Genomic DNA, 13957 nt, shown 5'->3' on the forward strand with positions numbered 1-13957 from the left:
TCGTGCTTCGGCCGCCGAGGAGGTGTCCGATGGCGGGGCTCTCGACGGGTTTCGATCCCGCACTGAGCGACCCGCGGTCGGTGATCGCCGAGGCCCGCGGCGACGTCGACTCGGGACTGACGTCGGCCCAGGCCGCCGAGCGCCTCGCGCGTGACGGCCCCAATCGGCTCACGGAGTCCGTACGCACTCCTGCCTGGAGACAGCTCCTTCACCAGCTCCGGGACCCCCTCGTCTACCTGCTGCTCGGCGCGATCGTCATCTCGCTCGCGGCATGGATCGCGGAGGGTCACGACGAGACTCCGTGGGACGCGCTCGTCATCATCGTCGTGGTGGCCGTCAACGCGGTCCTCGGCTTCGTGCAGGAGCGCCGCTCCGAGAACGCGGTGGCGGCCCTGCAGCGGATGTCGGGCGCGACGGCGCTGGTCGTGCGCGACGGAACCGCCGTCCGCATCTCCGCCGCCGACGTGGTCGTGGGCGACCTCGTCATGCTCGCCGAGGGTGACGCGGTCGTCGCCGATGCGAGGATCATCGACGGCAGCGTGTGGGCCGCGGAGGCCTCGCTCACGGGCGAGAGCGCACCGGTCGCGAAGGACCCCGCGACCCTCGCGGAGAGCGCACCCTTGGGCGACCGCTCGTGCATGGCGTTCGCGGGCACCGGCATCACCCGCGGCGCCGCGCGAGCCGTGGTCACGGCCACGGGCATGCAGACCGAGACGGGAAGGATCGCGGGACTCCTCGAACAGACCGAGCAGGCCCCCACTCCCCTGCAACGCCAGATCAGGACGCTGAGCCGCATGCTCGGCATCGCGGTCGTGATCATCGCCGCCGTGGTGATCGCCGCGGTGTTCCTCACGCGCGAGGTCTCGACGCCGAGCGAGCTCGTGGCCGTACTCCTCCTCGGAGTCGCTCTCGCGGTCGCGGCGGTGCCGCAGGCGCTGCCCGCCGTCATGACGGTCGTGCTGGCCCTCGGGGTCCAGCGCATGGCGCGCCGCAACGCGATCGTGAAGGAGCTGTCCTCACTCGAAGCGCTCGGCTCTGCCTCGGTCATCTGCACCGACAAGACCGGCACCCTCACGGAGAACCGGATGACGATCCGCGCCCTCGTCACCGCCGCCGGCGAGACGGAGATCCGGAGCGAGACGACCATCGGCGACGACGCCGCCGCGGCGGTGGTGCTGACGTACGGCTCCCTCGCGGGCGACGCGGTCCTGTCCTGGCAGGACGGCGAGCCAGTCTTCGAGGGCGATCCCACCGAGACCGCCTTCCTTGCCGCCGAGCATCGGCTCGGACTCGCCTCGCGCCGCTCGGGCCTCACGCGAGTCGCGGATGTCCCCTTCAGCTCGGAGCGTCAGCGCATGAGCATCGTCGCCACGGACGACGCGGGTGGCGCCCTGCTCGCCACCAAGGGCGCCCCAGACGTGATCCTGCCGCGCTGCACGAGGGTGCTCGACGCGGCTGGCGAGGCGCGCTGGGACGAGGAGGCCCACGCGACCATCGAGCACGGGATGGCGGATCTCGCGGAGCGCGGGATGCGCACCCTCGCCGTCGCGTATCGGCGCTTCCCCGCGATCGTGGAACCCTCAGAGGAGCACGAGACCGACCTGGTCCTGGCGGGAGTCGTCGGAATCGTCGACCCGCCACGCGCACAGGTCCCGGCCGCCGTCGCGGAGGCGCGAGCGGCCGGCGTCCGGGTGGTCATGGTCACGGGCGACCACCCCGCGACCGCCCAGGCGATCGCGGCCGACGTCGGGATCGCCGACGCGGAGAGCCCCGTCGTGTCAGGGGCGGATCTGGCCGCGATGACGGATGACGAGCTCGACGACGTAGTCGGCCGCTCGGTGGTGTTCGCGCGCGTCGCCCCCGAGGACAAGCTCCGGCTCGTCGACGCATACCAGGCGCGCGCGGAGGTCGTCGCGATGACGGGCGACGGCGTCAACGACGCCCCGGCGCTTCGCGCCGCGGACATCGGAGTCGCGATGGGTCGCGGCGGCACGGAGGTCGCGCGCGAGGCGGGCGCGATGATCCTCGCCGACGACAACTTCGCGACGATCGTGATGGCGATCAGGGAGGGGCGCGGCATCCTCGAGAACATCGCGCGCTTCCTGCGGTTCCTCATCGCGGCGAACCTCGGCGAGGTGCTCTCGGTGTTCTTCGGCGTCGTCGGCGCGGCGACGCTCGGGCTGACGGCGTCGGACGGCACGCTCGTCGCTCCCCTGCTCGCGACCCAGATCCTGTGGATCAACCTGCTCACGGACATGGGGCCGGCGCTCGCCGTGTCGGCGGAGCGCTACGCCGACGACCTGATGGAACGGCAGCCTCGTCGCCCGCGCGACCCGATCCTCACGCCCCGGACGTGGCTGTTCATGGGCTGGACCGCGGTCTGGATGGCGCTCGCGACGCTGCTGACGCTCGACGGCTTCCTGCCGGGCGGACTGATCGAGGGCACGTCGGACCTCGAGACCGCCCGCACCGCGGCGTTCACGGTGCTCGTGTTCGCCAACCTCACCGTCGCGTTCACCGCAAGGTCCGAGACGGTCACGGTGATGCGCGGGCTCCTGTCGAACGGCTGGCTGTGGGGCGCGGTCGCACTGTCGGTGCTGCTGCAGATCGCCGTCGTCCACGTGCCCATGCTCAACACGGCCTTCGAGACGGCGCCGCTGAGCCTCGGGCAATGGGGCGTCTGCGTCGCGGCGACGGTCGCGGTGCCGCTCGCAACCGAGGCGCTCAAGGCGGTCCTGCGCGCCCGCGACCGCAACCGCAGCCGTGGATGAACGACGCCCGGGACCTCCGCATCGTCCCGTTGCCTTCTCGCGATAGTAGGTTGAAGGCGGCAACTTGCGAGCAGGAGGACGAATGGACGCGGCTGAGCAGCGGGCCCGCATGAACGAGGTCCCGGTCGAGGACCCGACCCGCACCGAGTACGAGAAGCTCATGAACGACGAGTGGTTCAAGTACCGCTCGGGCCCTGAGCTGGCGGACATGCAGCGCGCGACGATCGGCACGCTGCGTGAGATCAGCGCGAACTACTTCGACGACCCCGTGCGCTCGACGGAGATCCTGTCGGAGCTGGTCGGCGACTGCGGCCCCGGGCTCGACTTCCGTCCGCCGATCTACCTCGAGTACCGCGAGCGCGTGCACTTCGGCACGAACGTCTTCATCAACTCGAACCTCATGATCCTCGGCTCAGGCGAGGTGACGATCGGCGACAACGCCCTGATCGGTCCCGAGGCGCGGTTCTACACCGTCAACCACGCGTTCGACGTCGAGACGCGTCGCGAGGGCTGGGAGCGCGCGTTCCCGATCGTGCTCGAGCCCGACGTGTGGCTCGGCGGCTCGGTCGTGATCTGCCCGGGCGTGACGATCGGGCGCGGCTCGGTCGTGGCCGCGGGCTCGGTCGTCACGAAGGATGTCCCTCCGATGACCGTCGTGGGCGGCAACCCCGCGCGCGTGCTCAAGCACCTCTGATCGATCATCTCTGATCGAGGCCGCGCGCGGCGCGCGGCCTCGCGGTGAGGCGCCGGGCCGTGTGCGGGATCAGCGCGTGGTGTCGTCCTCGTCGGCGTCGGCGTCGGAGGTGTCGGCGGGCTCAGCGTCGGCAGACTCGGCAGCCGATCCCTCGGGCTCGTCCGCGGCATCGGTGCCGGTCGCCTCGACAGCCTCCGCGCTCGCGTCGTCCTTCTTCTTGGGGCCGGTGAGCCAGCCGGTGTTCAGCGGACCCTCCTCCTTGGCGCCCTTGTAGAACTGCCAGCCGAAGTAGATGACGGCGATGGCGATGGCGATGTAGAAGAACGCCTGCGCGGCGATCTCGGTACCCTGCCCGGCGGCTTCGGCGAGAATCATGCGGGGATTCTCTCACGGCCAGCGCGTGCGGGCACAGCCCCCGGGGAAGCACCGTGCGCGACAACGAGAACGGTCCTCATGACCGACTTCTCCTGAGGAGGAAGCGGCCCTACTGTCGAGGCATGAGTCCCCACAGCCACGGGCCAGCCGAGCACGCGGGAGGACGCCACCGCGCGCGCCTCACGGCGGTATTCGTGATGGTGGCGGCATTCATGGCCGTCGAGATGGCGGTCGCCCTCGCGAGCGGTTCGCTCGCGCTGCTGTCCGACGCCGGTCACATGGCCGCCGACGTCGTGACGCTCGGAGCCGCCCTGATCGCGACGCGCGTCGCGACGCGCACGGACTCGACGGGCACGCGCACCTACGGCTCGTACCGTGCCGAGGTCTTCGCCTCCGGCATCGCCGTCGCCGTGATGCTCGCGGTCTCGGCGTACGTGGTGATCGAGGCGGTGCAGCGCATCGGCTCGTCTCCGGAGATCCCCACGTGGCCGATGCTCGTGGTCGGCGCCCTCGGTCTCGCGGTCAACGTGGTGAGCCTCGTGCTGCTGAGGGCAGGTGCCGAGGAGTCCCTCAACGTGCGAGGCGCCTACATGGAGGTGATCGCGGACGCGGCCGGCTCGGTGGGAGTCCTGGTCGCCGCCGGGCTCATGATCGTGACCGGCTCGCCCGTGTGGGACGTCGTGGTCGCCCTCGCGATCGGCGCGTTCGTCGCCGTGCGCGCGGTTCTGCTCGGCCGGGAGGTGCTCGCGGTCCTGGGCCAGCACGCGCCGCGCGGCTTCGACGTCGCCGCGGCGGCCCGGGACCTCGCCGCGGTCGACGGCGTGCTCGATGTGCACGACCTCCACGCGTGGACGCTCACGTCCGGCATGAATGTCGCGACCGCCCACCTGCTCCTGGCCCAGGACGCTCAGCCGCGCGCTGCGCTCCTGGCCTCGCAGGAGGTGCTGCGCGACCGGCACGGCATCGCGCATGCGACTCTTCAGCTCGAGGAGTCGCCGTCGGCGCAGTGCCACGACGTGCGCTGGTGACTTCCAGCGCTCGCCCAGGCGCTACAGCTCGAGCCGGATCTGCTCCGCGTCGAGCTCGCGCATCGACGCCTGAAGCGTCGCGCTCGTGAAGATCCCGACCGAGCGCGCGTCCAGCAGGACCTCGCGCTGCGCGTGGATCACGGCGAGCCGCTCTCCTCGCTCGTCGAGCTCGAGCCCCTCCTCCCGGGCCTGAGCGACCGCATCGTCGGCCGCCTCGCCGAGCATCTCGTCGAGCTTCGCCCGCTCCTGCGCGCGCTGCTGAGGAGTCTGACCGGGGTCGGGCTTGAGGAACTTCACGAGGGTCTCCGCGGTGCCGCCCTGCACGCCGAGGGACACGACCGCGACGACGAACGCGATGAGGATCAGCAGCGACCTTTCGGGGGCGTCGGAGGGAAGCGTCTGGGCACCCGCGATCGTGACGACGCCCCGCATGCCGGACCACACGAGCAGCGCGCCGTCGCGCCAGCCGAGCTGTGTCGACGCCTGGTGCGTCGCATCGGCCTCCGCGCGCACCAGCCGCACCCGGATGCGGCGATGCAGCTCCTCCTCGGGACGCCCGGGTCGCAGCCGGACGCTCACGCGGTCGAACCAGATGAGCGGCGGCGGGGTGCTCAGATCGGCGAGCTGCGCCTGGTCGGCCGCGATCCGCTCGCGCTTCTGGTCCGCCGTCTCGGCGTCGCGGCGCAGGATCCCCATGAGCGGCACGATGAAGGCCGTGCGGATGAGGAGGCTCAGCGCGAGCGCGGCCAGCGCGATCCCGACCGCGCGCCCGACGCCCTGGTGACGCTCCTCGACCTCCTCGATGACACCGAGCAGCTCGAGGCCGAGGATGAGGTACACGGCGCCCTCGAGCACGAGCTCGAGCGCATGCCAGGTCTGACGGTCGGCGACGCGATGCTGCGGGCTGAGGACGTGCGCGGCGCCGTTGCCGGTCACGAGCCCGGCGACCACGGCGGCGACGAGTCCCGAGGCGCCCATCATCTCGGCGGGGATGGCCGCGACGAACGGGACGGTGAACGTGATGACGGTGTTCACCGTGGTGTCGCGCACGTACGACCGGACCCACAGGTTCAGCAGGCCGACGATCCAGCCGACGATGACGGCCACCGTCAGCGCGCTCACGAACACCCAGCTGACCGACCAGAAGGTCACCGCGGCCGCGGTGGCGGCGACGGCCGCGCGCAGCAGGACCAGGGCCACGGCGTCGTTGAGCATCGACTCGCCCTCGAGCACCGTCGTGACGCGCGGGTTCACGCCGAGCCGCTTGATGATCGCGGTGGCCACGGGGTCCGTGGGGCTCACAAGCGCACCCAGCGCGAGCGACCATGCCCAGCTGAGGTCGAGGATCCAGTGGAAGAAGACCCCGAGCAGCGCGGTGGAGAGCAGGACGAGGATCACCGAGAGCCCAGAGATCGTGCGCAGCTCGCGCCTGAAGTCGGTCGCGGGGATCTGCACGGCGGCCGCGTAGAGCAGGGGCGGCAGCACGCCGGAGAGGATGATCTCGGGCTCGACCTCGACCTCGGGCATGCCGGGCACGACGCTGGCGAGCACGCCGAGCGCGACGAGCAGCAGCGGCGCGGCGATGCCGAGCCGAGGGCTGAGGGCGTGCGAGGCGGCGATGCCGACCAGGGCGAGGACGCCGAGGATGAGCAGCTGCTCCACGGTCACACCACGCTCTCGGCGAGCACCTCGAGCGCGCGGTGGCGCTGCTCGTACGGGACGAAGAGGTGGTCGTGCTTGGCGCCGGCCACGACGTTGCAGGCGATGCCCGCGTCCGCGAGCGCCGTCGAGAAGGCCGCGGTGAGACCCACCGCGTCGAGCGACGAGTGCACCTCAAGCGTGATCCATGCCGACTCGAACTCGTGGTCGAGCCGGAGGTTGGTCGCCGTCGCGAGGTCGACGACGATCGAGATCCCCTCGTCCTCGACCATCGTCGCGACGGGCGTCACCCCCCTCGGCACGGCGGGCACGGTCGCCCAGACGTAGCGTCCCTCGTTGAGCCGAGGGTTCATGCCGCCGAGGAGCAGCTCGAGATCGTCGATGCCTGACATGACCCCAGCCTAGGGACTCGAGCCGCGGAAATGGCAGGGAGTGCCCGGGGATTCGCAAGGGACGATGCGGCACGTGGTCCAGGACGAAGCGGCCGGGGTGGGCGAGGGACGATGCGGTGAAAGGTGCAAGGTCGGGGCCTGGTCCGGGGCCGGGGCCTGGTCCGGGGCCGGGGCCTGGTCCGGGGCTGGGGCTGGGGCCGGGGCCGGGGCTGGGGCCTGTCAGAAGAGCGTGGCCGGGGCGGCGATGCCGGCACGCGCGAGCTCAAGCTCGACCAGGTTCGTCTCGTTCCCCGCCTGGCGGGCCTTCACGTTCCCTCGGTCGGCGCGCCCCATCGCACCGTCGGCGTCGGCGCCGCGCACGACGCGCGCCTCTGTCCCGACCGCCCGTGTGCGCCTCCACTCCCCCTCGCGATCGCGACCGGTCGAGGGCCCGGCCCCGCACGCCTCCGAAGAAGCCGAGGCCGAGGCGGTCCCCGTCACCGCGGAGGACGCGACGCCGCCGGTGTTCTCGTCGAGGAACGCGCGGTCGAGGCGGTGCGCGCGGATGAGCGGCTTGATGCGCGCGGCGAGTTCGCGCCTGTAGCCCTTCGGCGCGTACGCGCCGTCGCCGTACAGCGCGCGGTAGCGGGGCGTGAGGTCCGGGCGGTGGGTGTTGAGCCACCGCGCATACCACTCCTTGACGCCCGGTCGCAGGTGGAGCGCTGTGTAGGTGACGGCGGTTGCCCCCGCGTCCTTGATGCGACCGAGCGCCGCGTTGAGGTACTCCTCACTGTCGGTGAGGAACGGCAGGATCGGCATCATGAAGACGGTGACGTCGAAGCCCGCGCCTGCGGCCGCGGACACCGTGGCGAGCCGCGCGGCGGTCGTGGGCGTTCCCGGCTCGATGGTCTGCTGGAGGTCGTCGTCGAAGATCGCGATCGACATCGCGAGGTCCACGGGCACCCTCGTGGCGGCCTCGGCGAGGAGCGGGAGGTCGCGCCGCAGGAGCGACCCCTTCGTGAGGATCGAGAACGGCGTGCCCGAGTCCGCGAGCGCCGCGATGATCCCCGGCATGAGCCGGTAGCGCCCCTCGGCGCGCTGATACGGATCCGTGTTCGTGCCGAGGGCGACGTGCTCGTGCGACCAGCTGGGCCGCGACAGCTCTCGCCTGAGCACCTCGGCGATGTTCGCCTTGACGATCAGCTGCGAGTCGAAGTCCCGCCCCGCGTCGAGCTCGAGGTACTCGTGGCTGGGCCTCGCGAAGCAGTACACGCACGCATGGCTGCAGCCTCGATACGGGTTGATGGTCCACGTGAACGGGACCACGGAGGACTCGCCGACGCGATTGAGCGCGCTCTTGGCGGCGATCTCATGGAAGACGATGCCGTCGAACTCGGGGGTGCGGACCGACCGGATGAGGTTGCTCATCCGCGCGAGGCCCGGCAGCGCGTCGGGCGCCTCCGCCTTGAGCGTCTGGCCGTTCCACCTCATGCCCTGATTCGAACACGTGTTCGAATCCGGGTCAAGCGACGCGCCGCGCTCGTGGAAGGGCGTCAGCGGCGCCCGCCGTCGCGCACGCGGGGCAGGGAAGCGTCAGGCGAGGACTGTGCAGGTCAGGCGAGGACGGTGCAGGTCAGGCGAGGACGGTGCAGGTCAGGCGAGGACGGTGCAGGTCAGGCGAGGACGGTGCGGCCGAGCGCGAAGCCCGTGACGTGCGCGATGTAGACGCGGTACCAGTCGATCGCGAAGCTGTGGTCGCCTGCGGCGATCTGGACGTCGCGGAGGTACAGCGAGTCCGGCACGGTGTCCGCGCGCTCCTCGAACTCGATCATGCCCTCGGTGGGGTCGTGCGCGAGGTCGCCCGCGAGCGCGGCGAGGGTCTCGATGCCGACGTCACCCGGGTGGCCGCCCGTGTTGTAGCGACCCCAGTACTCCCGCGCCGACACGAGCTCGCCGGTGATGACGAGCCCGCCCGTGCTGAGGGTGAGTCCGACCGAGGACACGGTCGAGAGGGTGGTGGCCTTCGCAAGACCCTCGAGGGAGAGGGGCGACAGCTCTGTAGCGGACATGCGGATACCTCCGTAGGGACGGTTTCCGTCACGCTAACAGCGAGGATCACACCGGGGAACGGGTAGGTGCGACACCCCACAACCGCTCACATCGGGCCCTTGCTGGACGATGCGGCGGCCACCGCGGGGCCAGGGCCGGGAGACGGGGTGCTGAAGTGAGGCGGACCGCCTGGCGTCAGCCCCTCGGGTCGCGCATCTCGACGACGTCGAGCAGCGCCCCCGTGCGGCTGAGCCGCCGGCCGCGCGCGACGATGTCCATGCCGAGCCGCTCGTAGAGGGCGATGTTGCCCTCCTCCTCGGCGCGCACGGTGCACGACAGCCCCTCGAGGCCGCCCGCCTGCGCGGTCTCGCGCAGCGCGGCGACCACGAACGAGGCGATGCCCCTGCCGCGCGCCTCGGGCACCACTCCCAGACGCCCGAAGTAGCGGGTGCCGTCACCCGCGTCGTGATGCTTGACCATCGCGACGGCGACTCCGTCGAGGCGGGCGACGGCGACGTGCACGCCGTTGCCCATCTCCTTGGCGAGGGAGCGCGCGTTCTCGAGCATCGCACCGGCGGTCTGACCCTTGGCGGTGTACTCGGCGAAGGCACGATGCATGACGTCGATCGCCTCGACCGCACCCTCGGGCGCGATGCTCAGCTCGATGTCGACCTGCGGGGCGCCCTCGGCGCTGCCACGCTTCTTGGTTGCGTTCACGAGGTGACACGATAACCCGGTCGCGCCGGGACCCCGGACCACGCCCCTCTTAGGCCTGGCAGATGTCCGCTTTGCGGGGCGCTCAGGCCCCCATCGCGAGCGCCACGGCGAGGCCAGCCATCACGGCGGCGATGACGCCGTCGAGCACCCTCCATGCGCCGGGACGGGACAGCGGCCCCGAGAGCAGCCGCGCGCCGTAGCCGAGCGCGAGGAACCAGACCACCGAGCCGCTCATCGCGCCCGCGGCGAAGATCCAGCGGAGGTCGCCATACGTCGACGCGACGGTTCCCATGAACAGCACGGTGTCGAGGTACACGTGGGGGTTGAGCCACGTCACGGCGAGGACCGCGAGGAGCGTCACACGCAGGGTCGATGGGGTCAGGGAGGGGGCGAGCGTCGTCGCGGCGCGGCGGGGATCACGGCTGGTGAGCTCGCTGCCGACGGCTCGGTGCCCCAGGCCCGCTTCCCCGACCGGCCCGACACCTGCATCGTCCGAGGAGGCGCGCCGACCACCCGAGGCGACGCGCACATCGTCCACCTCGAGTGCCGCCCCCGCGGGCCGCCAGGCGCGCCGCGCGGCCACGACGGCGTAGCCGAGCAGGAACGCCGCCCCGCCCCACCGCGCGACGCCGACCAGCCAGGGCACGCTCAGGACCGCGGCCCCGACCCCGGAGACCCCCACGGCGATGAGCACCGCGTCGGAGGCCGCGCAGATCGCCACGACCATCAGCACGTGCTCGCGGCGCAGCCCCTGACGCAGGACGAACACGTTCTGCGCGCCGATCGCGACGATGAGCGACAGGGAGAAGCCGAGCCCGGCGAGGTAGGTCATACGGCGACGGTAGCCAGCCCGCAGAAGAAGCACCACTAAGCATTTGCGATGCTCCATTAGCCTTGCTTATATGCAGATTCCCGCAGACCTCGCCCACACGCTCGCGACCGCGGTCGCGGAGGGCTCGCTCGAGGCCGCGGCCCGCGCGCTGCACCTCACCCAGCCCGCGGTCAGCCAGCGCCTGAGAACCCTCGAGCGGCTCACTGGCCAGGTGCTGCTCGTGCGCTCCCGCCCCGTGCGCGCGACCGCCGCGGGCGAGATCGTCATCCGCTACGCCAAGCAGGTCGCGCGGCTCGACGCCGACGCGTCCGACCTGCTCGGGCTCACGGGCGCTGGCGCGCCGTCGCTGTCGATCGGGGTGAACTCCGACTCGCTCGCCACATGGTTCCTCGCTCCCCTGGCCCGGCTGACGGAGAGGCTCGGCGTCGTGTTCGACCTCCATCGGGACGACGAGGGGCGCACGGCCGACCTGCTGGCGAACGGCACGGTGGCGGCCGCGGTCACCACCCAGCGCGATCCCGTGCCGGGCTGCACCTCGACGCGCCTCGGCACGATCGCCTACCGGGCGGTCGCATCGGAGGGATTCGCGCGTCGCTGGTTCCCCGAGGGAGCCACTCGCGAGGCGCTCGAGTCCGCCCCGCTCGTGGACGTGGACCGCGAGGACAGGCTGCAGACCCGCTACCTCGAGGCCGTGGGAGCGGACGCCGCGCTGCCCCCGCGCCATCGGATCCCGACCACGCCGGACTTCGGGCGCGCGATCGCGATGGGCATGGCATGGGGCCTGATGCCTCAGGTCCAGCGCGAGGCGACGACGGGCATCGTCGAGCTCGGCGGGCCGGAGATCACGGTCGACCTGCACTGGCAGCAGTGGCGCGTGCACTCGACGCTGCTCGACGAGGTCGCCGCGGAGGTCGCGGCCGAGGCGGCGCTGCACCTCACGGCTCAGCCCGGCTAGCGATCCGCGAGCGCCGCGAGGAACGCCTCCTCGTCGGCGGCCGCGAACACGGTGAGGATCACCTCGGACACCGAGGTCGGCCCCGCGAGGTGCACGACCACCTCGTGCACCGCGATCGGCGCGGCGATCTCGACGGGGAACCCGTAGATGCCGGTGCTGATCGCGGGGAAGGCGACGGAGCCCAGCCCATGGGCGGCCGCGAGCGCGAGCGACTCCCGGTAGCACGAGGCGAGCAGCTCGGCCTCGCCGCGGCCCCCTCCGTGCCAGACGGGACCGACGGTGTGGATCACGTGGCGCGCGGGCAGCCGGTACGCGCCCGTGATCCTCGCCTGTCCCGTCGGGCAGCCGCCCAGGGTGCGGCATTCGGCGAGCAGCTCGGGCCCGGCCGCGCGGTGGATCGCGCCGTCGACTCCCCCGCCGCCCAGCAGCGACTCGTTCGCGGCGTTGACGATCGCGTCGACCGCGAGCGTCGTGATGTCGGCGCGCTCGACCCGGATCCCCGGCCCCCGCATCGTCGCTGGCCCGTCAGTCCGAGGGCGGCGGATCGTCCTCGCCGCCCGGAGGCATGTGCGTGTGCTCGGGCGCCCTCGCGAGGAAGACGATCGATGCGGCGAGGCCTCCCCAGATGACGGCCATCGCGAGCAGCATGAGCAGCAGGGCGTCGGCGCTCATCGCGCACCTCCGTTCGCGTCAGGCGGGCCGGGTTCCTCGCCGTCCCCGGACGACGCGGTCGCGGGGTCGTAGGGCTCGGTCACCTTGGCGCCGACCTCGGCGGGCAGCCGCAGCTGGGCGCGCGTGGGCCAGACGTTCGGGTGCTCGACGTCGCGGCGCCACCGCAAGCGCGGCATCACGAGACCCATCACGATCAGGAACGCCACGGTCCCCCAACCGAAGGTGACGAGGAACCACGTCGGGTAGCCCTCGTAGCCGTCGACTGCGAGCGTCACGGCCTTGTCGACGAGCATGTAGATGAGCAGCACGCCGACCGCGCTCACGAGCAGATGCCAGTAGCGGCCGGGGCGCAGCGGCGAGACGGCGGCGAGGTGTCGCTCGAGCTCGACCGCCCGCTTGCCGAACCACAGCGACGCCGCGATCATCCCGATCGCCCCCGCCACGATGCCGAGCTGGTTGGACCACTGGTCGACGGTGTCGAGGACGTACAGCCCGGTCGTCGTCCCGAAGGCCACGATCGACAGGCACGCGGAGACCAGGCCGAGGACGGTCGCGCTGATGCGGGGGTTCCAGCCGAACTTGTCCTGCAGCGCGGCGGACATCGTCTGCATGATGGAGATGAGCGAGGTGAGCCCGGCGAGCACGAGCGAGGCGAAGAACAGGGCACCGAAGATCCACCCGCCGGACATCTCCGCGATCACCGCGGGGAACGTGACGAAGGACAGCGACACGCCCGCGATGCCCGACAGCTCAGAGACCCCCACCCCCTGCTCGTGGGCGAGGAAGCCGAGCGCCGCGAAGACCGCGATGCCGGCCAGGAGCGAGAAGGAGCTGTTGCCGAAGGCCACGACGAGCGCAGGCCCCGTGATGTTCGAGCGGCGGCGCCGGTACGAGGCATACGTGATCATCACGCCGTACGCGAGGGACAGCGAGAAGAACACCTGGCCGTACGCGGCCACCCACACGTCGAGGTTCGCGAGCGCGGAGAAGTCCGGGGTGAAGAGTGCCTCGACCCCGTCCCATGCGCCTGGCAGGAACAGCGCGCGCACCACGAGGATCCCGAAGGTCGCGATGAGCAGCGGGATGCCGACCACGTTGAGCCGCTCGACGCCGTTGTGCAGGCCCAGGGCGAGCACCCCGATGGTGAGACCCCACACGAGCACGAGGGGCAGGACCACGCCGGGCACGAAGTCCAGGCTCACGCTCGCGCCGTCGGCGAGAGCAAGGTAGTCGCCGAAGAAGAAGCCGCTCGGGTCGTCCGCATAGTCGAGCCCGAAGCTGAACCAGAAGTAGCTCAGCGCCCACGCGATGATCACCGTGTAGTAGAGCCCGATCACGAAGTTGATCGCGATCTGGAACCAGCCGAGCCCCTCGGCATGGCGGTGGACCCGATGCATCGACAGTGGCGCGGAGCCGCGGAAGCGGTGGCCGATGGCGTTCTCGAGGAACAGGATCGGGATGCCCGCGGTCACGAGGGCGAGCAGGTACGGGATCATGAAGGCGCCGCCGCCGTTCTCGAATGCCTGTCCGGGGAAGCGCCAGATGTTCCCCAGGCCGACGGCCGAGCCGACCGCGGCGAGGATGAAGGCCGTCTGGCCGCTCCAGTGCTCGCGCGTGGCGGGCGCCGGCTCGACGGCGTCCTGCGCCGCGTCTCGGGACATGACGTCCTCCTCCGCTCTCGTGGGCATGCGACTGACCGCGCGCACCAGCGACGATGTGGCCCACGCTAGTCCGACAGAGCCGGGAGCGCGCCCCGAGTCCGCTGCCCGGTGTCAAAGATCACCGCCCCCAGAAATGGGGGCTGTCCGGCGGCGCCCGGTGTCGATAGCGTCCA

14 protein-coding genes are annotated in these 13957 nt (G+C 71.6%); 4 read left to right on the plus strand and 10 right to left on the minus strand.

The annotated features are described in order from the left end of the window. The first annotated feature begins 29 nt into the window (after positions 1-29). The gene (locus tag B7K23_RS12835) at positions 30-2771 is read left to right on the plus strand and encodes a cation-transporting P-type ATPase (protein ID WP_084126997.1); all 2742 of its coding nucleotides are present in this window, start codon (positions 30-32) and stop codon (positions 2769-2771) included. 82 nt (positions 2772-2853) lie between these two features. After that, positions 2854-3465 carry a sugar O-acetyltransferase gene (locus B7K23_RS12840; protein WP_234996538.1) on the plus strand — a complete coding sequence of 204 codons (612 nt, stop codon included), beginning with the start codon at positions 2854-2856 and terminating at the stop codon, positions 3463-3465. A 69-nt stretch (positions 3466-3534) separates the two neighbouring features. Here B7K23_RS12840 and B7K23_RS12845 read toward each other — a convergent pair whose 3' ends face one another. Further along, positions 3535-3840, minus strand: coding sequence for a hypothetical protein (locus tag B7K23_RS12845; RefSeq protein ID WP_084126998.1), 306 nt, complete (start codon positions 3838-3840; stop codon positions 3535-3537). Between the two features lie 122 nt (positions 3841-3962). Between B7K23_RS12845 and B7K23_RS12850 the strand changes: the two genes are divergently transcribed. After that, positions 3963-4868, plus strand: a complete 906-nt coding sequence (locus B7K23_RS12850; RefSeq protein WP_084126999.1) for a cation diffusion facilitator family transporter — start codon at positions 3963-3965, stop codon at positions 4866-4868. Between the two features lie 21 nt (positions 4869-4889). On the opposite strand, the gene B7K23_RS12855 is transcribed toward B7K23_RS12850, so the two are convergent. From B7K23_RS12855 to B7K23_RS12885, 6 genes are all read right to left on the minus strand, one after another. Further along, the gene (locus tag B7K23_RS12855) at positions 4890-6530 is read right to left on the minus strand and encodes a sodium:proton antiporter (protein WP_084127000.1); all 1641 of its coding nucleotides are present in this window, start codon (positions 6528-6530) and stop codon (positions 4890-4892) included. A 2-nt stretch (positions 6531-6532) separates the two neighbouring features. Then, positions 6533-6919: an ACT domain-containing protein gene (locus B7K23_RS12860; protein WP_084127001.1), complete on the minus strand. Its 387-nt coding sequence runs from the start codon at positions 6917-6919 to the stop codon at positions 6533-6535. A gap of 219 nt (positions 6920-7138) precedes the next feature. Continuing rightward, positions 7139-8389: an Rv2578c family radical SAM protein gene (locus B7K23_RS12870; protein WP_084127002.1), complete on the minus strand. Its 1251-nt coding sequence runs from the start codon at positions 8387-8389 to the stop codon at positions 7139-7141. Between the two features lie 182 nt (positions 8390-8571). Then, positions 8572-8967, minus strand: a complete 396-nt coding sequence (locus B7K23_RS12875; RefSeq protein WP_084127003.1) for a hypothetical protein — start codon at positions 8965-8967, stop codon at positions 8572-8574. Positions 8968-9142: 175 nt separating this feature from the next. Then, complete coding sequence (locus B7K23_RS12880) at positions 9143-9664, minus strand: N-acetyltransferase (RefSeq protein WP_084127004.1); 522 nt, start codon at positions 9662-9664, stop codon at positions 9143-9145. Positions 9665-9746: 82 nt separating this feature from the next. After that, complete coding sequence (locus tag B7K23_RS12885; protein ID WP_084127005.1) at positions 9747-10496, minus strand: LysE/ArgO family amino acid transporter; 750 nt, start codon at positions 10494-10496, stop codon at positions 9747-9749. Positions 10497-10566: 70 nt separating this feature from the next. Here B7K23_RS12885 and B7K23_RS12890 point away from each other — a divergent pair, with 70 nt between their 5' ends. After that, positions 10567-11451, plus strand: coding sequence for an ArgP/LysG family DNA-binding transcriptional regulator (locus B7K23_RS12890; RefSeq protein WP_084127006.1), 885 nt, complete (start codon positions 10567-10569; stop codon positions 11449-11451). Here B7K23_RS12890 and B7K23_RS12895 read toward each other — a convergent pair. Genes B7K23_RS12895 through B7K23_RS12905 form a run of 3 tightly spaced genes read right to left on the minus strand, consistent with a single transcriptional unit; the run spans position 11448 to position 13784 of the window. Then, entirely contained in the window at positions 11448-11963 is a 516-nt protein-coding gene (locus B7K23_RS12895; RefSeq protein ID WP_084127007.1) for an O-acetyl-ADP-ribose deacetylase, read from the minus strand. The genes B7K23_RS12890 and B7K23_RS12895 overlap by 4 nt on opposite strands. 13 nt (positions 11964-11976) lie before the next feature. Continuing rightward, the gene (locus tag B7K23_RS12900; RefSeq protein ID WP_084127008.1) at positions 11977-12123 is read right to left on the minus strand and encodes a methionine/alanine import family NSS transporter small subunit; all 147 of its coding nucleotides are present in this window, start codon (positions 12121-12123) and stop codon (positions 11977-11979) included. Continuing rightward, positions 12120-13784 (minus strand): sodium-dependent transporter, encoded by a 1665-nt coding sequence (locus tag B7K23_RS12905; protein ID WP_084127009.1) that lies wholly within the window; start codon positions 13782-13784, stop codon positions 12120-12122. Before B7K23_RS12905 ends, B7K23_RS12900 begins: the two co-directional genes overlap by 4 nt. Between the last annotated feature and the right edge of the window lie 173 nt (positions 13785-13957).

The organism is Demequina sp. NBRC 110054 (assembly GCF_002090115.1).
GTDB lineage: Bacteria > Actinomycetota > Actinomycetes > Actinomycetales > Demequinaceae > Demequina.